General features: G+C 73.1%; 17 protein-coding genes and 1 rRNA gene. 14 read left to right on the top strand and 4 right to left on the bottom strand.

Going from position 1 to position 21,408, the window contains the following annotated elements; genetic code table 11:
* Nucleotides 1–196: 196 nt before the first annotated feature.
* From rrf to AMK22_RS40335, 3 genes are all read left to right on the top strand, one after another.
* Nucleotides 197–313, top strand: a 5S ribosomal RNA gene (rrf, locus tag AMK22_RS35025).
* A 655-nt stretch (nucleotides 314–968) separates the two neighbouring features.
* Nucleotides 969–1,673: a hypothetical protein gene (locus AMK22_RS40330; RefSeq protein WP_199883407.1), complete on the top strand. Its 705-nt coding sequence runs from the start codon at nucleotides 969–971 to the stop codon at nucleotides 1,671–1,673.
* Nucleotides 1,673–2,401: a hypothetical protein gene (locus AMK22_RS40335; RefSeq protein WP_199883408.1), complete on the top strand. Its 729-nt coding sequence runs from the start codon at nucleotides 1,673–1,675 to the stop codon at nucleotides 2,399–2,401. The genes AMK22_RS40330 and AMK22_RS40335 overlap by 1 nt, the downstream gene beginning before the upstream one ends.
* Nucleotides 2,402–2,457: 56 nt before the next feature.
* Here AMK22_RS40335 and AMK22_RS35035 read toward each other — a convergent pair whose 3' ends face one another.
* Nucleotides 2,458–3,738, bottom strand: a complete 1,281-nt coding sequence (locus tag AMK22_RS35035; protein WP_073791576.1) for a DUF1015 family protein — start codon at nucleotides 3,736–3,738, stop codon at nucleotides 2,458–2,460.
* A gap of 71 nt (nucleotides 3,739–3,809) precedes the next feature.
* Between AMK22_RS35035 and AMK22_RS35040 the strand changes: the two genes are divergently transcribed.
* Nucleotides 3,810–4,841, top strand: a complete 1,032-nt coding sequence (locus AMK22_RS35040; RefSeq protein ID WP_073791578.1) for an HAD hydrolase-like protein — start codon at nucleotides 3,810–3,812, stop codon at nucleotides 4,839–4,841.
* A 205-nt stretch (nucleotides 4,842–5,046) separates the two neighbouring features.
* Nucleotides 5,047–5,880, top strand: coding sequence for an ABC transporter ATP-binding protein (locus tag AMK22_RS35045; RefSeq protein ID WP_073791637.1), 834 nt, complete (start codon nucleotides 5,047–5,049; stop codon nucleotides 5,878–5,880).
* A 45-nt stretch (nucleotides 5,881–5,925) separates the two neighbouring features.
* Here AMK22_RS35045 and AMK22_RS35050 read toward each other — a convergent pair whose 3' ends face one another.
* A complete protein-coding gene (locus AMK22_RS35050) occupies nucleotides 5,926–6,273 on the bottom strand; it encodes an SCP2 sterol-binding domain-containing protein (RefSeq protein WP_073791579.1) in 348 nt (115 codons plus the stop codon).
* A gap of 43 nt (nucleotides 6,274–6,316) precedes the next feature.
* Here AMK22_RS35050 and AMK22_RS35055 point away from each other — a divergent pair, with 43 nt between their 5' ends.
* From AMK22_RS35055 to AMK22_RS35080, 6 genes are all read left to right on the top strand, one after another.
* Nucleotides 6,317–6,679, top strand: coding sequence for an SPOR domain-containing protein (locus AMK22_RS35055; protein WP_073791581.1), 363 nt, complete (start codon nucleotides 6,317–6,319; stop codon nucleotides 6,677–6,679).
* A gap of 7 nt (nucleotides 6,680–6,686) precedes the next feature.
* The gene (locus AMK22_RS35060) at nucleotides 6,687–7,502 is read left to right on the top strand and encodes a TlyA family RNA methyltransferase (protein ID WP_073791583.1); all 816 of its coding nucleotides are present in this window, start codon (nucleotides 6,687–6,689) and stop codon (nucleotides 7,500–7,502) included.
* Nucleotides 7,499–8,404: an NAD kinase gene (locus AMK22_RS35065; RefSeq protein WP_073791584.1), complete on the top strand. Its 906-nt coding sequence runs from the start codon at nucleotides 7,499–7,501 to the stop codon at nucleotides 8,402–8,404. Before AMK22_RS35060 ends, AMK22_RS35065 begins: the two co-directional genes overlap by 4 nt.
* A gap of 179 nt (nucleotides 8,405–8,583) precedes the next feature.
* A complete protein-coding gene (gene recN, locus AMK22_RS35070) occupies nucleotides 8,584–10,329 on the top strand; it encodes a DNA repair protein RecN (RefSeq protein WP_073791586.1) in 1,746 nt (581 codons plus the stop codon).
* Nucleotides 10,330–10,488: 159 nt separating this feature from the next.
* Nucleotides 10,489–11,289: a hypothetical protein gene (locus AMK22_RS35075; protein ID WP_073791587.1), complete on the top strand. Its 801-nt coding sequence runs from the start codon at nucleotides 10,489–10,491 to the stop codon at nucleotides 11,287–11,289.
* Nucleotides 11,290–11,552: 263 nt separating this feature from the next.
* On the top strand, nucleotides 11,553–12,650 hold the full coding sequence (locus AMK22_RS35080) for a glycosyltransferase family 4 protein (RefSeq protein WP_073791589.1): 1,098 nt from the start codon (nucleotides 11,553–11,555) through the stop codon (nucleotides 12,648–12,650).
* A 25-nt stretch (nucleotides 12,651–12,675) separates the two neighbouring features.
* On the opposite strand, the gene AMK22_RS35085 is transcribed toward AMK22_RS35080, so the two are convergent.
* Nucleotides 12,676–14,304, bottom strand: a complete 1,629-nt coding sequence (locus AMK22_RS35085; protein ID WP_073791590.1) for a PucR family transcriptional regulator — start codon at nucleotides 14,302–14,304, stop codon at nucleotides 12,676–12,678.
* A 118-nt stretch (nucleotides 14,305–14,422) separates the two neighbouring features.
* On the bottom strand, nucleotides 14,423–16,225 hold the full coding sequence (locus tag AMK22_RS35090; protein ID WP_073791592.1) for a glycoside hydrolase family 15 protein: 1,803 nt from the start codon (nucleotides 16,223–16,225) through the stop codon (nucleotides 14,423–14,425).
* A gap of 424 nt (nucleotides 16,226–16,649) precedes the next feature.
* Between AMK22_RS35090 and AMK22_RS35095 the strand changes: the two genes are divergently transcribed.
* The 3 genes from AMK22_RS35095 (at nucleotide 16,650) to AMK22_RS35105 (ending at nucleotide 21,322) form a co-directional block, all read left to right on the top strand.
* Entirely contained in the window at nucleotides 16,650–18,335 is a 1,686-nt protein-coding gene (locus tag AMK22_RS35095; protein ID WP_073791593.1) for a CTP synthase, read from the top strand.
* Nucleotides 18,336–18,424: 89 nt separating this feature from the next.
* Nucleotides 18,425–19,051, top strand: a complete 627-nt coding sequence (locus tag AMK22_RS35100; protein WP_073791595.1) for an NUDIX domain-containing protein — start codon at nucleotides 18,425–18,427, stop codon at nucleotides 19,049–19,051.
* Between the two features lie 207 nt (nucleotides 19,052–19,258).
* Nucleotides 19,259–21,322, top strand: a complete 2,064-nt coding sequence (locus AMK22_RS35105) for a tetratricopeptide repeat protein (protein WP_073791596.1) — start codon at nucleotides 19,259–19,261, stop codon at nucleotides 21,320–21,322.
* Nucleotides 21,323–21,408 lie beyond the last annotated feature (86 nt).

The following is a 21,408-nucleotide window of genomic DNA, read 5'->3' on the forward strand; positions in this document are numbered from 1 at the left end:
CCGCCGCCCGTCGCGCGCTGTAGGCCGGTGGAGTGCCGGGCGGCGGAAACGGAAACGTCTTCAGCCGTTGATCGCAGCGGTATTGCCTCCCGGGCTGCGAACAGTCGCACCGGTTGAACAGATTCACTACTTAATTGAAAAGTGTGCTTGTTCGCTAAGAGCCGATGGCCCGCTTTGCGGGTAGGCCCGATAGTGTTTCGGTGGTCATTGCGTTAGGGAAACGCCCGGTTACATTCCGAACCCGGAAGCTAAGCCTTTCAGCGCCGATGGTACTGCAGGGGGGACCCTGTGGGAGAGTAGGTCGCCGCCGAACAATCTTTCAAGGACCCTTGGTCCCAGCGTTCACGCTGGGACCAAGGGTCCTTTTTTGTGCTGTAGCGCGTCGGGTGACCGACTGCGCGAGAATGTCTTGTAACACCCGATGAACAGGAGTCACCCGATGTCCACCAACTCTCCCGACGATCGTTCGGAGCGCGAGCCGCGTCGCCGGGACGGTGGCGACCGGGGCGGCTTCGCGGGGCGTCGTGACGACCGCTTCGGCGGCCCGCGCCGCGACAACTCGCGCCGTGACAACGACCGTGGTGGGTCCCGTCGGGACGAGGGTCGGCCCGCTGGTGGTGGGTTCCGTCGGGATGATCGTCGGGACGACCGCGATCGTGGGTTCCGTCGGGATGATGATCGGCGTGGTGGTGGGTTCCGTCGCGATGACCGTGATCGGGATCGGGATCGTGGGCCGCGTCGCGACGACGTCCGTGGTGGGTACCAGGGGCCGCGCCGCGATGACGACCGTGGTGGGTACCGGGGTCCGCGTCGCGACGACGACCGCGGCGGACGTCAGGGCGGCGGATACCGGCGCGACGACAGCCACGGTGGCTCCGGTGGTGGGTCCCGTCGGGACGAGGGTCGGCCCGCCGGTGGTGGGTTCCGTCGGGACGAGGGCCGGCCCGCTGGTGGTGGGTTCCGTCGGGATGATCGTCGGGACGACCGGGACCGTGGGTTCCGTCGGGATGATGATCGGCGTGGTGGTGGGTTCCGTCGTGACGACCGTGATCGGGATCGGGATCGTGGGCCGCGTCGCGACGACGTCCGTGGTGGGTACCAGGGGCCGCGCCGCGATGACGACCGTGGTGGGTACCAGGGGCCGCGCCGCGATGACGACCGTGGTGGGTACCGGGGTCCGCGTCGGGACGACGATCGCGGCGGACGTCAGGGCGGCGGATTCGAGCGCAGGGACGACCGGCCTCGCACGCCTCGTCGGGATGATCGTCGGGACGACCGCGATCGTGGGTTCCGTCGGGATGATGATCGGCGTGGTGGTGGGTTCCGTCGTGACGACCGTGATCGGGATCGGGATCGTGGGCCGCGTCGCGACGACGTCCGTGGTGGGTACCAGGGGCCGCGTCGGGATGACGACCGTGGTGGGTACCGGGGTCCGCGTCGGGACGACGACCGCGGCGGACGTCAGGGCGGCGGATACCGGCGCGACGACAGCCGTGGCGGCGGATACCGCGGGCAGCGCGACGACCGCGGTGGCCGTGGTGGCTACCGGGGGCGCGACGACAGGGGCGGGTACGGACGGCGTGACGACCGTGACCGCGAGCCCGTCAAGCGGCTCCCCATCCCGGAGGACGTCACCGGTGACGAGATCGACAAGGACGTGCGGCAGGAGCTGATGAGCCTGCCGAAGACCCTCGCCGTGGACGTGGCCAGGAACCTCGTCATGGTGGCCCGGCTGATCGACGAGGACCCCGAGCAGGCGTACACGTACTCCAGGGTCGCTCTGCGGCTGGCCTCGAGGGTGGCCGCCGTGCGTGAGGCGGCCGGGTTCGCCGCGTACGCGACGCAGAAGTATTCGGAGGCGCTCGCGGAGTTCCGGGCGGCCAGGCGGATGACCGGTTCGGTGGACCTGTGGCCCGTCATGGCCGACTGCGAGCGGGGACTGGGACGTCCCGAGCGGGCGTTGGCCATGGCCGGTGAGCCGGAGGTGCGGAAGCTGGACAAGGCCGGTCAGGTCGAGATGCGTCTGGTGGCCGCCGGGGCCCGCCGTGACCTGGGGCAGATCGACGCCGCCATCGTCACGCTGCAGAGCTCCGAACTCGCCTCGAACGCCGTGCACGCGTGGACGCCGCGACTGCGGTACGCGTACGCGGACGCCCTGCTGGCCGCCGGGCGCGAGGGCGAGGCGCGCGAGTGGTTCGGCAAGGCGCTGGAGGCCGACAAGGACGGCGTGACGGACGCGTCCGACCGGCTGGCCGAGCTGGACGGAGTCGAGTTCGTGGACGCCCTCGACGAGAACGAGGGCGAACACGGGAACGAGCGCGCGGACGCCCCGGCGGCGGACGCCGCCCCGGCCGAGCACGAGCGCGACGCCAAGGACGAGGACGGCTCCTCCAAGGCATGAGACATGGGAGAGGGGCGGCACCCACAGCGGGTGCCGCCCCTCTCCCATGTCCGGAATCAGTCGTCGAGAGCGAGGCTCCGCAGCACCAGTCCGGAGGCCGGCTTGGGGCCGAAGGACGTCGACTTGCGTGGCATGGTCACACCCTGCCGGGCGAGGTCCCGCACCACGTCCTCGCGCACCGGGTGCATCAGGACCGCCGTTCCGCCGCGCCGCTCGGCCTGCTCCACCGCGGCCGCCGTGTCGTGGATGTATCCGATGTGCTCCGGGGCGTCCGGGATCCGCCAGACGTGATCCAGCAGGGCCGCGTGCAGGACCGTCGCGTCGAGGGACCGCCAGGCGGCCGGGCGATCGGCCGGAACCGTACGGCGCAGCAGCGCGGGGTCGGGGCGGTCGACCAGGTGGAAGCCGCCGTCGCCGGCGAGCAGGAAGGCGTTCCCCTCGGCCGCCGCCCCGGCGAGCACGTCCAGGGCGTGGGGCAGCGGGCCCTCGACGTCACGGACGCGGAAGAGACCGGTCAGCGCGGCGAGCGCGTCGGCGACGGGCAGCCGGTGCAGCAGCCGGTGGATGGCGCGGACCCGGAGCGGATAGCGGGCCGTGTCGACGAGCAGGACCAGGCCGAAGTCCCATGGGCCGGGTGCGGTGTGCTCCCGCTGAAGGCGCAGGTAGGTGGCCCAGCGGTGGTGTCCGTCGGCGATCAGGGCCTGGTGGCGGGCCAGGTCCGTCTCGATCTCGGCCCGGTCGGCCGGATCGGTGACCGCCCAGAGCCGGTGGCGGAATCCGTCCTCCGTGGTCGTCGCGAGCAGCGGCGGGCGGTCGACGGTCCGCTCGACGACACCGGCCGCGCCCGAGGCGTCGCCGCCGCCGCGGTAGGTGAGCAGCAGCGGTTCGAGATGGGCGGCCGTGGAGCGCATCAGGTCGGCCCGGTCCTCGACGACGTGCGCCATCACGTCCTCGTGCGGCAGCACCACGCCCTCGGCGGGGGAGGAGAGCGCCAGCGCCCCGACGATGCCGCGCTGCAGGATCTCGGCGTTCCGCTGCTCGTACACGTACAGGGCGGGTGTGGGATCGGGGGCGAGTATCCCCTCGGCCAGCCAGTGGTGCAGGGTCTCGGCGGCCTGCTTGTTGCGGGCCGCGGCCGTGTCCGCCTGCGGCAGGATCAGCCGGACGATGTTGTGCGGGTCCGCCGACTCCAGGTGATGCAGTCCGTCGGGGCGCACGACGACGTCGTACGGCGGCGAGGTCACCGCGGCGAGACTGCCTACCCGCTCGGGGACGTAACGCAGTCCGCGGAACGGAACCAGACGCAGTCCCCGGCGGGCCGGACCTGATGTGTTCATCACTGCATCGTAAGTGCGCGGCCGGGATGCGCGATGATCGGGACAGAAGCCCGTACCGAGGAGCGCAAAGAATGAGTCAGGCGAGCAGGACCAGGCCGAGCGGCAGCGGCACCGCCCTGAGCGAGGCGTACGACACGGCGCTGCTGGACCTCGACGGGGTGGTGTACGCGGGCGGTCGCGCCATCGCGCACGCCGTCGACTCCCTGGGCGCGGCGCGCGACGGCGGGATGCACCTCGCGTACGTGACCAACAACGCGCTGCGCACGCCGGACGCCGTCGCCGCGCACCTGACCGAGCTCGGCATTCCGGCCGGGCCCACCGATGTGATCACCTCCGCCCAGGCGGTTGCCCGGCTGATGGCCGACCAGCTGCCGGCCGGGGCGCGGGTGCTCGTGGTGGGGGGCGAGGGGCTGCGCGTCGCGCTGCGGGAGCGCGGCCTGGTGCCGGTGGAGTCGGCGGACGACGATCCGGCCGCGGTGGCGCAGGGGTACGGCGGGCCCGACATGACATGGGGGCGGCTCGCGGAGGCGGCGTACGCGATCAGGCGCGGGGCGCCGTGGTTCGCGTCCAACACGGACCTGACGATTCCGAGCGCCCGGGGCATCGCGCCGGGGAACGGGGCGGCGGTGGAGGTCGTACGCATCGCGACCGGGGCCGAACCGCAGATCGCCGGGAAGCCGCTGCCGCCGATGCACCGGGAGACGGTGCTGCGGACCGGGGCCGAGCGGCCGCTGGTCGTCGGGGACCGGCTGGACACGGACATCGAGGGCGCGCTCAACGGCGGTGTGGACTCCCTCCTCGTGCTCACCGGGGTGACGGACGCGGCCCTGCTGCTGGCCGCCGGGCCGGAGCACCGGCCCACCTACGTCGACGCGGACCTGCGGGGGCTGCTGACGGGGCAGCCCGAGGTGACAGGGGCGGGAGACCGGTTCGGCTGCCGCGGCTGGAGCGCCTCGGTGCGCGGCGAGGAACTGGTACTGGAGGGGGACGGCGACGACGTGCTCGACGGGCTGAGGGCGTTGTGCGGCGCGGCGTGGTCGTACGCAGGGAACGGTTCGTGCGGCCTGGACGCGGGGAAGGCGCTCGCCCGGCTGGGCCTGTAGCGTCGGCGGCGCCCCGGCGGTCGGCCGGCGCGCCCCGACGGTCGGCCAAAGGGAGAGGGTAGGCTAACCTAACTTCGTGGTGCCGGGTGCGCCGCCGTCCGCACGGCCGGCCCGGTACGGCGGGACGGGACGGAGCCCGGTCGTCGTCCGCGGTGGCGGACGACGGTTCCGCCGCCCGATCACCTCCGACTCCGGGAGTACGACCATGCAGCGCCTCACCGTGGACTCGGCGACCCTCGGCTACGACCGGCGGCTCATCGCGGAGAGCCTCTCGGTCGAGATCCCCGACCACTCGTTCACGGTGATCGTGGGCCCCAACGCCTGCGGCAAGTCGACCCTGCTGCGGGCGCTCTCCCGGATGTTGAAGCCGACCGTCGGGCGGGTGCTCCTCGACGGGCAGTCCATTCACGGGATACCGGCGAAGACGGTCGCCAGGACGCTGGGGCTGCTGCCGCAGTCCGCCGTCGCGCCGGACGGCATCGCCGTCGCCGACCTCGTAGGACGCGGTCGTTACCCGCACCAGAGGCTGCTGCGCCAGTGGTCGCCCGACGACGAACGCATCGTCGCGGAATCGATGGCGGCCACCGGGGTCGACACGCTCGCCGATCGCTATGTCGACGAATTGTCCGGCGGGCAGCGGCAGCGCGTCTGGATCGCCATGGCACTCGCCCAGCAGACGCCGCTGCTGCTGCTCGACGAGCCGACCACGTACCTCGACATCCAGCACCAGATCGATGTCCTCGATCTCTGCGCGGAACTGCACGAGACGCAGGGGCGCACGCTGGTGGCCGTCCTGCACGACCTGAACCACGCCGCCCGCTACGCCACCCATCTCATCGCGATGCGTGACGGAGCGGTGATCGCCGAGGGCGCGCCCGGCGACATCGTCACCGCGGAGCTGGTGGAGCGGGTGTTCGGGCTGCGCTGCCAGGTCGTCGACGATCCCGAGACCGGTACGCCGCTGGTGGTTCCGGCCGCGCGCAGGCCGCGGGACGGCAGGGCGGACAGGGTGCCGCAGGGCTCGTCGGCGAAGGGCTGACGGCGGCACGGCCGGTCCGGCCCGGGCCCCGTGCCCGCAGCGCCGTTACAGCAGCGCCCTGAGCCTCAGCAGATCACGGAAGCCGGCCTCCAGACGGACCCGGCCCGTTCCCCACGCCTTCGCGAAGTTCAGCTCGCCGTCCACCATCGCCACCAGATCGTCGCCGTTCATCGCCAGTCGGATCTCGGCCCTCTCACGAGGCGGTCCGTCCACGGTGTTCAGCACCTGGATCCGGCCATCGGTCAGCCGACCGACGAAGGTGACGTCGAGGTCCCTGACGTGACAGCTCAGCGAACGGTCCAGAGCGGCCGCGCTGCGCACGTCGCCGTCCGCCCCCGCGAGATTGTCGGAAAGTCTCTCGAGTGCGCTGCGGCACTCAGCCATGGTCGCCATCGTGACCGACGGTACCGCAGCCCTTCGCGGTAGCGTTTCCCGCATGAGCGACTCGATGCCGGGGCCCGGTGCGGCGGCCGGAACAGTGCCCGCGACGGCGCCCGGGGCCCCGTCCGCCGAAGCGGCGGCGGACCCGGTCGCCGAGGGCGCGTCCCCCGGTGCCGCGCCCCTTCCCGAGCCCGGTGCCCCCGCGCCCCTCGGCATCGCCCGGACCTCCACGGGGGACGCCGGGGTCGACGCCTGGCTGGAACGTCTCGCCGACGCCGACCACCTCCCGGCGGAGGGACACGTCCAGGTGTACGAGGATGTACACGAGGGCCTGCGCTCCACGCTGACCGCGCTGGACACCGGGCCCGCACCCGCACCGGTACCCGCACCGATGCCCTCGTACGACAACAGGAGCTGAACCGAACGTGGCAGGAGTGGCACGTCGCCGCCTCGACGCCGAACTGGTACGCCGCAAGCTCGCCCGCTCGCGCGAGCACGCGAGCCAGCTGATCGCCGCGGGGCGGGTGACCGTCGGGGGCAACACCGCGACCAAGCCCGCCACGCAGGTCGAGACCAGTGCGGCACTCGTCGTGATCAAGGACGACAGCGACCCGGAGTACGTCTCGCGCGGCGGGCACAAGCTCGCGGGCGCCCTCGCCGCCTTCGTGCCCCTCGGGCTCGAGGTCGAGGGGCGGCGCGCCCTGGACGCAGGTGCGTCGACCGGCGGCTTCACCGACGTCCTGCTGCGGGCCGGCGCCGGTCACGTCGTCGCCGTCGACGTCGGCTACGGGCAGCTCGCCTGGTCGCTCCAGTCCGACGACCGCGTCACCGTCAAGGACCGCACCAACGTACGGGAGCTGACGCCGGAGGCGATCGACGGGCAGCCCGTGGACCTGGTCGTCGGCGACCTCTCGTTCATCCCTCTGGGGCTGGTGCTGCCCGCCCTGGCGCGCTGCGCCGCCCCCGACGCGGACCTGGTCCTCATGGTCAAGCCGCAGTTCGAGGTCGGCAAGGAGCGGCTCGGCAGCGGCGGGGTGGTGCGCAGCCCCGCACTGCGGGCGGAGGCGGTGCGTGAGGTGGCACGCCGGGCCTGGGAACTGGGCCTCGGGGTGCGGGGGGTGACGGCGAGTCCGTTGCCGGGGCCCTCCGGGAACGTCGAGTACTTTCTGTGGCTGCGGGCCGGAGCACCGGAGCTGGATCCCGCGGATGTCGACCGTGCAGTGGCGGAGGGGCCTCGTTGACGACGAATGCGGCACGAACTGTCTTTCTTCTGGCACACACCGGCCGCCCGGCCGCGATCCGCAGCGCCGAACTCGTCGTACAGGGACTGCTGCGCAGCGGCCTCGGCGTGCGGGTACTGGCCATCGAAGCGGCGGATCTGCCGCTGCCGCCGTCCGTCGAGACGGTCACGGACGCCACCCCCGGGGCCATGGACGGCTGCGAGCTGCTGATCGTGCTCGGCGGGGACGGGACGTTGCTGCGCGGCGCGGAACTGTCCCGCGCATCCGGGGTGCCGATGCTCGGCGTCAACCTCGGCCGGGTCGGTTTCCTCGCCGAGGCCGAGCGCGACGACCTGGACAAGGTCGTCGACCGGGTCGTCACCCGGGAGTACCAGGTCGAGGAACGGATGACGCTCGACGTCGTGGTGCGCAGCAACGGCGACGTCGTCCACACCGACTGGGCGCTCAACGAGGCGGCCGTGCAGAAGGTGTCGCCCGAGCGGATGCTGGAGGTCGTCCTGGAGATCGACGGCCGTCCGGTGACCGGGTTCGGCTGCGACGGGATCGTCTGCGCGACCCCGACCGGATCGACCGCCTACGCCTTCTCGGCGGGCGGTCCCGTCGTCTGGCCCGAGGTCGAGGCGCTGCTCATGGTCCCCATCAGCGCCCACGCGCTGTTCGCCAAGCCGCTGGTGACCTCGCCGGACTCGGTGCTCGCCGTCGAGGTCCAGCAGCACGCCCCGCACGGGGTGCTGTGGTGCGACGGACGCCGGACCGTGGCGCTGCCGGCCGGTGCGCGGGTCGAGGTGCAGCGTGGCACGGTGCCCGTACGGCTGGCGCGGCTGCACCACGCCTCGTTCACGGACCGGCTGGTGGCCAAGTTCGCCCTGCCCGTCTCGGGGTGGCGCGGCGCCCCACAGTGACCGGTCGTTCCCGGGACCGGGGCGGCCCGTACCGGCCCGTCGTTCCGGGGCCGCGAGGCGCCCCGCACGCACCGTCGGACGTTCCCCCGGCGGCGGTACCGGGCGCGCCGGGTGCACACGGGAGAGTGAACCGCGCAGGCGGGGCCCGTCGCACTCCGGGGCCCGGACCTCGTAAGGTCATGTCCGTGTTGGAGGAGATGCGGATACGGTCGCTCGGAGTCATCGACGACGCGGTGGTCGAGCTGTCGCCCGGGTTCACCGCCGTGACGGGTGAGACCGGCGCGGGCAAGACCATGGTCGTCACCAGCCTGGGGCTGCTGCTCGGCGGACGCGCCGATCCCGCCCTGGTGCGGATCGGGTCCAAGGCGGCGGTCGTCGAGGGACGGATCACGGTGTCCGAGGGCGACGCCGTGGCGTCGCGGGCGGAGGAGGCCGGGGCCGAGTTCGACGACGGGGCCCTGCTGATCAGCCGTACCGTTTCCGCGGAGGGACGTTCCCGGGCGCATCTGGGCGGCAGATCCGTGCCGGTCGGGATGCTCGCCGAACTCGCCGACGAACTCGTCGCCGTGCACGGCCAGACCGACCAGCAGGGGCTCCTCAAGCCCGCCCGGCAGCGGCAGGCCCTCGACCGGTACGCGGGCGACGGCGTCGCCGTCCCGCTGGTTCGGTACACGACGGCGTACCGGCGGCTGCGGGCCGTGCTCACGGAGCTCGACGAGCTGACCACGCGCGCCCGCGAACGCGCCCAGGAAGCGGATCTGCTGCGCTTCGGCCTCGACGAGATCGCCGCGGTCGAACCCCTCGCGGGCGAGGACGCCGACCTGGCCGCCGAGGCCGAGCGGCTCGGCCACGCCGAGGCGCTCGCCTCCGCGGCGGCCCTCGCGCACACCGCGCTCGCGGGCAATCCGGAGGACCCGGAGAGCGTCGACGCGACGACGGTGGTCTCGGCCGCCGGACGTGCGCTGGACGCCGTGCGCTCCCACGACCCGGCCCTGGCCGCGCTCGCCGACCGGATCGGCGAGATCTCGATCCTGCTGGCCGACGTGGCCGGTGAGCTGGCCGGGTACGCCGACCGGCTGGACGCCGATCCGCTGCGGCTCGCCGCGGTGGAGGAGCGCCGCGCCGCGCTCGCCGCGCTCACCCGCAAGTACGGCGAGGACATCACCGCCGTGCTCGCCTGGGCCGAGGAGGGCTCCGCCCGGCTCACCGAGCTGGAGGGCGACGACGACAGGATCGGCGAGCTGACAGCCGAACGCGACACGCTGCGCGCCGAACTCTCCGTCCTGGGGCAGGAGTTGACCGACGCGCGCACGGAGGCGGCGGCACGCTTCGCCGAGGCGGTGACCGAGGAACTGGCCTCGCTCGCCATGCCGCACGCCCGGGTGTCCTTCGCCGTCCGGCAGACCGAGGCGGCCGACGAGGCCTCCGGCATCGACGTCGGCGGGCGCAGCGTGCTCTACGGGCCGTCCGGCGCCGACGAGGTCGAGCTCCTGCTGGCACCGCATCCGGGCGCCCAGCCGAGGCCGATCGCCAAGGGGGCGTCGGGCGGTGAGCTGTCCCGGGTGATGCTCGCCGTCGAGGTGGTCTTCGCCGGTTCCGACCCCGTGCCCACCTATCTCTTCGACGAGGTCGACGCGGGCGTCGGAGGCAAGGCCGCCGTCGAGGTCGGGCGGCGCCTCGCGAAGCTCGCCCGGTCCGCGCAGGTCGTCGTCGTCACGCACCTGCCGCAGGTGGCGGCCTTCGCGGACCGGCAGCTGCTGGTCGAGAAGACGGTCGACGGAGCGGTGACCAGCAGCGGGGTCACGGTCCTCGAGGGCGAGGACCGCGTGCGGGAGCTCTCCCGGATGCTCGCGGGCCAGGAGGACTCGCAGACGGCACGCGCCCATGCGGAGGAGCTGCTGGCCGCTGCTCGGGCGGACGTGTAGCGGACGGACGTCGTCGCGGGCAGGCGTGGCGGCACGGCCGTCCGCGGACTTCACGTCGTGGTCGCCGGTGGGTCGGCCCGGCGTCGGCGGTCGTCCCGTCGTGGTCGTCGCCGGGCTCCGCCGGACGGACTTGGCGGGCCGCCCCGTAGTCTGGCCCGCATGGGAGCGGCCTTCGGCAGAACAGTGGCGTCCGGCGCCGTCGCGGCCGCGGTCGCCACGGGCGCGTACCGCGTGCTGCGGTCCCGTCCGCGTGAGCGCCGGCGGCGCATCAACCACAGGGGCCGGAGCGTCGATCTGTACGCGGGACCGGCCGTCGCCCTCGGCGCCGCGGCCGGAGCGGCCGTCCTGCCGCTGCCGGCCCGTACCCGGGGCGCCGCGTCGCTCGCGGTGCTGGCGGCGGCGGGCTGCGGTGCGTATGACGACCTCGCCGGTGCCGACGATCCGCGCCGGGGGTTCCGCGCCCACCTCGGTGCCCTGCGGGACGGCGAGGTGACCAGCGGTGCCGTCAAGCTGTTCGGGATCGGGGCGGCCGGGCTCGCGGCCGGTGTGCTGATGAAGGAACGTCCCGTCGACCGGCTCCTGGCCGGGGCGGTGATCGCCGCGACCGCGCACCTGGTCAATCTGGTGGACGTACGTCCCGCCGCTGCCGCCGTCACGGTGCTCGCGCTCGGGGCCCCGGGCCTGCCGGGAGGCGGCACCGCCGCAGCCCTCGCGGCCGCGCCGATGGGGGCGGCGGCGGCCCTCGTCGGGGACGACCTGGGCGAGCGCACCATGATCGGGGACACCGGGGCCCACGCCCTGGGCGCGGCGCTCGGTGTCGCCGTCGTCGCGGGACGCGGCCGGGCCGGACTGCTCGTTCACGCGACGGGGCTCGTCGCCGCCACCGTGTACGGGGAGCGGGTGAGCGGGCTCGTCCGGTCGTTGTGGGACCGGGCGGCACCGGACGCCGGGCGCGGCTGACCCCCGGCCCCGGAGCGCCGCGGTCCGGCGGTGCGGCAGCGCCCCCCACCCGTCCCGGCGACGGCCCGCGGGCCACGGACCTTCGACCTGTCATGTCGATGTGGCAACCTCGCGCCGACATTTCACCCATGGGAGTGGTGCGTCGCGGTCGGTCGCCGGAGTACGCGCGGAACGTTGGCCTGACTGTGCCGGAACGTGCGTACGGACTGGCATCCTTGGCGATGCCCTTTTCGCCGACTCGGGAGCCCCGGGAGCCAACCAACGTGTCACAGCTGCGTACGGTCCACGTCCTGGGCGGCGGCAGCGCGGGCAGCAGCGCCCACGTCAGCTCGCTGGCCGCCGGACTGGTGGCGAGGGGTGTGCACGTCACCGTCTGTGCCCCGGCCGGACTCGACCAGTTCCACCACTTCGCCGGTACGGGGGCCTGCTTCGCTCCCGTGCCGCGGCGCAGCGACCCCGCAGCCGTCGCCGCCCTGCGCACCGCCTGCGCGACGGCGGACGTGGTCCACGCGCACGGCCCGCACGCCGCCGTGCGCGCCGCCCTCGCGCTCGGCGGACGCCGGATCCCGCTGGTCGTCACCTGGCACGCCCGCGCTCACGCCGAGGGCGCCCGGGCCCGGCTGCTCCGCCTCATGGAGCGAAGGGCCGCCCGGGCGGCGGCGGTTGTGCTCGGCACGACGTCGGAACTGGTCGACCGGGCACGGATGCGCGGAGCACGCGATGCCCGGCTCTCCCCGGTCTCGGCCCCTGTAGCACACCCGGACGACCGCATCGATCCGGCCAAGACGCGTGCCGAACTCGGTGCGGTAGGACGGTCGTTGGTCTTCTCGTACGGGAGTCTCGTGCCGCATCACGGGTACGACCTGCTGTTCGACGCCGCTCGGGCCTGGCGCGATCCCGGCACCGCACCCCTGCTGATCGTCGCGGGGGAGGGACGGCAACGGCAGGCCCTGCAGCGCCGGATCAGGGACGAGGAGTTGCCGGTCCGGCTCATCGGCGAGCGCGAGGACATCGCGGAACTGCTCACCGCCGCCGACCTGGCCGTGCTGCCCAGCCGGTGGGAGGCGCGCTCGGTGCTGGCCCAGCAGGCGCTGCGGCTGGGCGTCCCCCTGGTCGCCACCGCCGTCGGGGGAGTGCCCGAACTCGTCGGGGACGGGGCGGAGCTCGTGCCGTACGGGAACGCGGAGGCGCTCGCGCGCACGGTGACCGGACTGCTCGGCGACCCGGAGCGGCGTGCGCGACTGGTGGCCGCCGGACGTTCTCAGGCCGCGAGTTGGCCCACGGAGGACGACACCATCGTCCAGGTGCTCAGCATCTACGACGAGTTGACGCGCCCTCTGGTGATGCCGCGGGCGCGGTGAGCGGTCCGCCCGCCGCTCCCCGGCATCACCGCGGCGTGTGACGCCGGGCCCGCAGCGCCAGGCTCAGGGCCAGCACCGTCTGGGGGTCGTCCAGATCGGTGCCGAGCAACTCGCCGATGCGGGCCAGCCGGTTGTACAAGGTCTGGCGGTTCAGATGCAGCTCGCGTGCGGTCTCCGCCTTGCGGCCCGCATGGGCCAGATACGACTCCAGCGTCGGGAGCAGCGGGGGCCGCGAGGTCCGGTCGTGATCGCGCAGCGGACCGATCGCCCGCTCCACGAACGCCGCCAGATCGGGGTGGTCCCGCAGCCGCCACAGCAGCAGGTCGATGTCCAGCCGGCGGGCGTCGTACCAGGGCCGGTCGCCCAGTCCCTGCGCCGCCGTCGCCGTCTCGGCGGCGTGCCGCAGCCCGGCACCGGCCGCCGCCCAGCCACCCGCGACGCCCACCACCACGACCGGCGGATGCGATCCGGCCCGTTCCAGACCCGCGCGTTCCACACCGGCCCGCAGCGCCGCCGCGACCCGGTCCGCGACCGCCGTGCGCTCCGACTCGGCCCGCAGCCCCAGCAGCACCGGAACCCGGCCCTCCACCGGCCGTACCCCGAGCAGCACCGGTACCCCCACGGACGAGAGCTCGTCCAGCACGGCCCGCGCCAGCAGCGCCCAGTTCCCGGACCCGGACAGCTCGGGCGCCAGCCGCATCACCACCGGCAGCAGCGGCGACGCACCCGGTTTGAAGCCGAGTACGCGGGCCTGCGCCGGTGCGTCCTCCGGCGCGATCCGGCCCTCCGCGAGATCCGTCAGGAAGTCGCCCCGACCACGCGCGGCCAGCTCCTCCTCCTGACGTGCCTGCATCAGCACGACGGCGAGGAGCCCGGCCGCCCGCTCCGCCGCCATCCGGTGCACCGGCAGCAGCGGCCCCGACACGGCCGGCACCACCAGCGCCGCCCGTACCGAACCGGTCCCCGGACCACCGCCCGGCACGTCCACCAGCACCGAGCCGACGGGCGGCGACTCACGGGCCGCCCGGCCGCCGCGCAGGCCCTCCCACACCTGGAGCGGATCGGCGCACACCGGGCCGGAGCCGGGGCCCGCCGCGTACAGCAACTGACCGTCCGCCGTCTCCAGGAAGACCGGGGTGGCCGCGAAGTCCGCCAGGATGCCCAGCACCTGCGGCACCCCGCCGCCGCCGAGCAGCGCCTGGGTGCACCGCCGGTGCACGTCCTCGGCCTGCCGCAGCAGCGCGTAGTGACCGTTGACGATCTCGGTGTGGATCTCCTCGGTCACCGTCACGAACGGCACCTCCCGGTGCAGTTGCACCAGCGGCAGACCGGCCGCGCGGGCGGCGTCGACGATGGAGGCGGGCAGCCGGCCGAAGCGCGGCCCGAGCTCCACCACCAGGGCGGCGATGCCCCGGTCGGCGAGCCTGCGGACGAAGGCCCGCTGTTCGGCGGGGCGGGTGCCGAGCCCCAGACCGGTGGTGAGCAGCAGCTCACCGCCCTTGAGCAGCGAGGCGATGTTCGGCACCTCGCCGGCGTGCACCCAGCGCACCGTGCGGTTCAGCCGGTCCGCGCCGGCCACCACCTCGGGGAGCCCGCTGCGCAGTCCCGGCAGTTCGAGCGCCCGCTGCACGGTGATTCCGCCCTGCGTCTCCACGGGGACTGCACCTTGCGTCTCCACTGGCTCCGGCCTCGCGTTTCCACTCGGGTCCTACGGGCGGTCGCCCCGGTCGCGGAAGATACCGGCCGGGGCGCCGAATCGGGCTGCCGGCCCCTCAGCCGACGTACGCCCCGCTCGCCGTCAGGCGAAGCGCGGTGTCGATCAGCGGCACATGGCTGAACGCCTGGGGGAAGTTGCCGACCTGCCGCTGGAGCCGGGGGTCCCACTCCTCGGCGAGCAGCCCCAGATCGTTGCGCAGGGACAGCAGCCTCTCGAAGAGCTGGCGGGCCTCGTCGACCCGGCCGATCATCGCCAGGTCGTCCGCCAGCCAGAACGAGCAGGCCAGGAACGCGCCCTCGTCGCCCTCCAGACCGTCCACTCCAGCATCCTCGCCGTGGGTGGGGTAGCGCAGCACGAAGCCGTCCTCCGTGGACAGCTCGCGCTGGATCGCCTCGATCGTGCCGATCACGCGTTTGTCGTCCGGCGGCAGGAAGCCCATCTGCGGGATCAGCAGGAGGGAGGCGTCCAGCTCCTTCGAGCCGTAGGACTGCGTGAACGTGTTGCGTTCCTCGTCGTAGCCCCGCTCGCAGACGTCGCGGTGGATCTCGTCGCGCAGTTCGCGCAGCCGCTCCACCGGGCCCTCCGCGTCCCCGGACTCGATCAGCTTGATCGTGCGGTCGACGGCCACCCAGGCCATCACCTTGGAGTGGACGAAGTGGCGGCGCGGGCCGCGCACCTCCCAGATGCCCTCGTCCGGCTCGTTCCAGTGCTTCTCCAGGTACTCGATCAGCTTGAGCTGGAGACCCATCGCGTAGTCGTTGCGGGTCAGCCCGGTCATGTGGGCGAGGTGCAGTGCCTCGATGACCTCGCCGTACACGTCCAGCTGGAGCTGGCCCGCCGCGCCGTTGCCGACCCGGACCGGGGCGGAGTTCTCGTAGCCGGGCAGCCAGTCCAGCTCGGCCTCGCCCAGCTCGCGCTCGCCCGCGATGCCGTACATGATCTGCAGGTTCTCCGGGTCGCCGGCGACCGCCCGCAGCAGCCACTCCCGCCAGGCGCGGGCCTCCTCGCGGTAGCCGGTGCGCAGCAGGGAGGACAGGGTGATCGCCGCGTCGCGCAGCCAGGTGTAGCGGTAGTCCCAGTTCCGGGAGCCGCCGATGTCCTCGGGCAGCGAGGTGGTCGGGGCCGCGACGATGCCGCCGGTCGGCGCGTACGTCAGGGCCTTGAGGACGATCAGTGAACGGACCACGGCCTCCCGGTAGGGCCCGTGGTACGTGCACTGCTCGACCCACTCGCGCCAGAACGCCTCGGTGGCCTCCAGCGAACCCTCCGGGTCCGGCAGGCCCGGCGGCTCGTGGTGCGAGGGCTGCCAGCTGATCGTGAACGCGATCCGGTCGCCCGGCGCGACCGTGAAGTCGGAGTACGTCGTCAGGTTCTCGCCGTAGGTGTCGGCGGGGGTGTCCAGCCAGACCGAGTCCGGGCCGGCGACGGCGACCGTGCGGCCGTCGACCTTGTGCACCCAGGGCGTCACACGGCCGTAGCTGAACCGCATCCGCAGCTCGGAACGCATCGGTACCCGGCCGCTGACGCCCTCCACGATCCGGATCACCTGGGGGGCGCCGTCACGCGGCGGCATGAAATCGGTCACCTTGACCGTTCCACGCGGGGTGTCCCATTCCGATTCCAGGACGAGGGAGTCCCCCCGGTACCGGCGGCGGGCCGCGGACGGGGGCCGTTCCTCGCCCTCCCACGCCGGACCCAGGCGCCAGAAGCCATGCTCCTCGGTACCCAGCAGTCCTGCGAAAACAGCGTGAGAATCGAATCGGGGAAGGCACAGCCAGTCCACTGTGCCGTCCCGGCAGACCAGGGCGGCGGTCTGCATGTCTCCGATGAGTGCGTAATCCTCGATGCGCCCGGCCACGTGCGTCTCCAGTCGAACGGCCATGTCACCCCGTAGGGCATTACTGCGGGTCAGGAGGTCACCGCGAGGGATTGTGGTGGGGGAAAAGATGTGGGGGAAAACCTGCGAACCCGATACCTCGCCCGCAGCGAGTGTCCGAGCAGGATACGACGCACCCGGGTGATCTGCGCGACCGTCTCGACAACGGGCCCGCCCCGAACGGTGTGGAGTGGACGGCTTGCGATGATCTTGTGAGCTGAATGTGCGGGATATGGCCGGAAGCAGGCCCCCTTTGTCGCTGATACCCTGGTAGCCCGTGGACCGGTGGTCGTCGGCGACAGCAGACGCGGCCCCCGAACCGCAGCGACTGGCCCCGCCGGGACCCCTCCGGACGGCGAGACCGGAACGCCCCTCAAGACCGCGACCACGGGAGCCCCCTTTGGCTATGCAGCCCACATCCACGACGACCAAGCACATCTTCGTCACCGGGGGTGTCGCCTCTTCCCTCGGCAAGGGTCTGACTGCCTCCAGCCTCGGCGCCCTGCTCAAGGCGCGCGGACTCCGGGTCACCATGCAGAAGCTCGACCCGTACCTGAACGTCGACCCGGGCACGATGAACCCCTTCCAGCACGGCGAGGTGTTCGTCACCAACGACGGCGCCGAGACCGACCTGGACATCGGCCACTACGAGCGCTTCCTGGACGTCGACCTCGACGGCTCGGCCAACGTCACCACAGGCCAGGTCTACTCGCAGGTGATCGCCAAGGAGCGGCGCGGCGAGTACCTCGGCGACACCGTGCAGGTCATCCCGCACATCACCAACGAGATCAAGCACCGCATCCGCCGCATGGCCACCGACGACGTCGACGTCGTGATCACCGAGGTCGGCGGCACGGTCGGCGACATCGAGTCGCTGCCGTTCCTGGAGACCGTCCGCCAGGTCCGCCACGAGGTCGGCCGGGACAACGTCTTCGTCGTGCACATCTCGCTGCTCCCCTACATCGGCCCGTCCGGTGAGCTGAAGACCAAGCCCACCCAGCACTCCGTCGCGGCTCTGCGCAACATCGGTATCCAGCCGGACGCCATCGTGCTGCGCGCCGACCGCGACGTGCCGACCGCCATCAAGCGCAAGATCTCGCTGATGTGCGACGTCGACGAGGCCGCCGTGGTGGCCTGCGTGGACGCCAAGTCGATCTACGACATCCCGAAGGTGCTGCACACCGAGGGCCTGGACGCCTACGTAGTGCGCAAGCTCGACCTGCCGTTCCGTGACGTCGACTGGACCACCTGGGACGACCTGCTGGACCGTGTCCACAACCCCGACCACGAGGTCACCGTCGCGCTCGTCGGCAAGTACATCGACCTGCCCGACGCCTACCTCTCGGTCACCGAGGCCATCCGGGCCGGCGGCTTCGCCAACAAGGCCCGGGTCAAGGTCGAGTGGGTCGCCTCCGACGACTGCAAGACCCCGGCCGGCGCCGCCAAGCGGCTCTCCGACGTCGACGCGATCTGCGTGCCCGGCGGCTTCGGCGACCGCGGCGTCGACGGCAAGATCGGTGCCATCCAGTACGCCCGCGAGCACAAGGTGCCGCTGCTCGGCCTCTGCCTCGGCCTCCAGTGCGTCGTGATCGAGGCGGCGCGCAACCTCGCCGAGATCTCCGACGCCAACTCCACCGAGTTCGACCCGGCCACCGCGCACCCCGTCATCTCGACGATGGAGGAGCAGCTGGCCTACGTCGAGGGCGCCGGGGACCTGGGCGGCACCATGCGGCTCGGCCTGTACCCGGCGAAGCTCGCCGAGGGCTCGCTGGTCCGTGAGGCGTACGACGACGAGCCGTACGTGGAGGAGCGCCACCGCCACCGCTACGAGGTCAACAACGCCTACCGCGCCGAACTGGAGAAGAAGGCCGGACTGGTCTTCTCCGGCACCTCCCCGGACAACAAGCTCGTCGAGTACGTCGAGTACCCGCGCGAGGTCCACCCGTACCTGGTCGCCACCCAGGCGCACCCGGAGCTCCGCTCCCGTCCGACCCGCCCGCACCCGCTCTTCGCCGGCCTGGTGAAGGCGGCCGTCGCGCGCAGGGTGGGCGCGAAGGCCGGCGGCGGGCAGGGTGCCGCCTCGGGCAAGTAGTCCGACGGTACGCAGGCATTAACGTTGACCGGGGTACGGGTCCGACCAGGACGCGTGCCCCGGTTTTCGTTTTCTGCGGAAGGACGTAGATGGGTATCCAGGACACGCCCGAGGAATGGCAGGTCACCGCGACCGAGACGCCCTTCACCGGCAACAAGACCAGTGTCCGCACCGACGAGGTCGTGATGCCCGACGGCACGGTCGTGCGCCGTGACTACCAGGTCCACCCCGGCTCGGTCGCCGTGCTGGCCCTCGACGAGGAGGACCGGGTCCTGGTGCTGCGGCAGTACCGCCACCCGGTGCGCCACAAGCTCTGGGAGATCCCGGCCGGACTCCTCGACGTCCCCGGCGAGAACCCGCTGCACGCCGCGCAGCGCGAGCTCTACGAGGAGGCGTACGCCAAGGCCGAGGACTGGCGGGTGCTGACCGACGTCTACACCACGCCGGGCGGCTGCGACGAGGCCGTACGGATCTTCCTCGCCCGCGGTCTCTCCGAGGCGGACGGGGAGCGCTTCGAGGTCTCCGAGGAGGAGGCCGACATGGAGCTGGCCCGGGTGCCGCTCCAGGAGCTGGTACGGGGCGTGCTCGCCGGGGAGCTGCACAACAACTGCCTCGTCGTGGGGGTCCTCTCGCTCGCGGCGGCGCTCGCGGGCGACGGGGTCGACTCGCTGCGCCCGGCCGGGGCGCCGTGGCCGGCCCGCCCGTTCGAGAGCTGACGGCCCGTCGGTCCGGGCGGTCCGGGCACCGCGGGCGGACCGGGTGGTACAGGCGGATCGGACCTTCTGATCGGACAAGACGATGATCCGAACGGGGGACCTCCGCGCCACGCTCCACACCGTTCGTCCACACGTCTGAACTACGCTCGGAACGCCCTGACCGGACCCTCGGCGGGCGACGCGTGCGGCGGAAGTGGAGCGTGGCCCGTGACGGATCAGGCGGTGGACACCGGAAGCCCGGCCGAGACGGCGGGGAGCGAAGGGACGTCCGACGCCACAGTGCCCCAATTCTTCGGCCGCGAACGCGAGTTGAAGCAGCTGTACGCCGACATCGAACACGTCGGACTGGACACCCTGGCCGGCCGTAAACCCGCCCGCGCCCGGGTTCTGCTGATCGCCGGACGCCCCGGTTTCGGACGCACCGCGCTCGCCGAGGAGCTGGCCCGCCGGCTGCTCGCCGACGACGACCGCCGCGACGGCCCGTTCCGGGCCCGGCTCACCGATCCCGGCGGCGCCCGCGTCCCCACCGAGCGCACCGCCCGGGAACTGCTCGACCAGTTGGGCGTGACGGGGCCGCCCGGCGCCGACGGCGACGAATTGTCCGGAATGGTCCGCGAGGCGCTCGCCGGACGCCGCGCCCTGCTGCTCCTCGACGACGCCGCGGACGCCGAACAGGTCGACCCGCTGCTCCCCGACGACTCCGACTGCCTCGTCGTCGCCACCTCCGAGGGCCCGCTGACCGGCATCCCGGACGTCCGCCCCTGCACGCTCGGCGGCCTGGACGCGGCCTCCGCCGTCCGGCTCCTCGCCGGCCTCATCGGCGACGTGAGGATCACCGTCGACCCGCGCACCGCGGAGTCGCTCGCCGAGGAGTGCGGCGGGCTGCCGGCCGCCCTGCTGATGGCGGGCGGCTGGCTCGCGGCCCACCCCATGGCCTCGGTCTCCGACCTCGCCCGACGGCTCCGAGAGCAGCCGGACGACTCCGAGCAGCCCATCGGTGCCCGCCCCCTGGCCCGGGTCCTGCGGCTGGTCCACGACTCGCTGCCGCCCGCCGCCGCCCGCACGCTGCGCCTGCTCGCCCTCGCCCCCGGCGGGACGGCCGACGTCCACAGCGCCTCGGCGCTCTCGGGCTGTTCCGTCCACACCGCCCGGACGACCCTCGACGACCTCGTCGCCCTCGGGCTGCTGCGCAGCGACGGGACGGACCGGCCGCAGTACGAGGTGCCCGGCTGCCTCGAACCGCTGCTGTGGACCCTGCTGGAGGCCAGGGACCGGCCCGCGGAGGTCCAGCTCGCCCGGGCACGGATGCTGGAGCGGACCGTACGGCTGCTGCAGTCCTGCCGGGCGGTCACCGAGCCGGAGGGTTCCCCGGCCCGACGGGGGCTCGCCGCGCTGCCGCGTTCCCTGCGCTTCCCCGGTCCCGACGAGGCCGCCGCCTGGCTGCGGAGCCGTCGGCCCGCCCTGCTGGCATCGGCCCGGCTCGCCGTGGCGGACGGCGGACTCGACACCCTGGCAAGGCGGTTGGTGTCGGCGCTGGTGCGGGCGCTGGCCGTGCACGAGGGCACCGAGGCCGCCGCGCCCGACCTGTACGGACTGCACGGTCTGGTCCTGGCCGTCGCCGAGCGGCGGGATCTGCCGCGGGAGCGGGCCGCGGCGCTGCTCAACCTCGCCGACCTCGACGCGGGAACCGGCCGCACGCGGGAGGCGCTGGCCCGCTACCGGGCCGCGCTGGACGCCGGACGGGCCGCGAAGGATCCGTACGCCACCGGCCGCGCGATGGAATCCGTGGGCGGCGCCTACGCCGAACTGGGGGACTACCAGCGGGCCGCCGACTGGTACGGCCGGGCCCTGGCCCAGCGCCTCACCCGGGACGAGCGGGCCGACGAGGCGAGGCTGTACGGGCGGCTGGGCGCCGTCCACACCTATGCCGGGAGGTACGGCGAGGCCCTGCGGAACTGGCGGGCCGCCGCGGCCGGGTACCGCAGGCTCGGCGACGTACCGGCCCAGGCACGGGCGCTGAGCGAGGCGGCCCGGGTGCAGGAGTACGCGGGCCGGCCGCGCGAGTCGCTGCAGACCTGCCAGGAGGCCGTGCACTGGGCCGGGCGGGCCGGGGACGTACGGCTCCAGGCGGCGCTCCAGCTGCGGCTGGCCGACACGTTCGAGCGGCTCGGCGACCCGGCCGCGGCCCGGCTGCACCGGGGTCTGGCCGACAGTCTGCTGCGAGACGAGGATGCGACCTACGAAATCCGTAGTGCGGTGACTGAAAATTAGTGCTTTGTAAGGCTAGACAGCGTGAAGTCCTTCATTAGACTGGCTGTACCGCGTGTGTTCGCGGTGTCTCCATTTACGCAGTGTCT

Origin of the sequence: Streptomyces sp. CB01580 (genome assembly GCF_001905795.1) — a bacterium.
GTDB lineage: Bacteria > Actinomycetota > Actinomycetes > Streptomycetales > Streptomycetaceae > Streptomyces.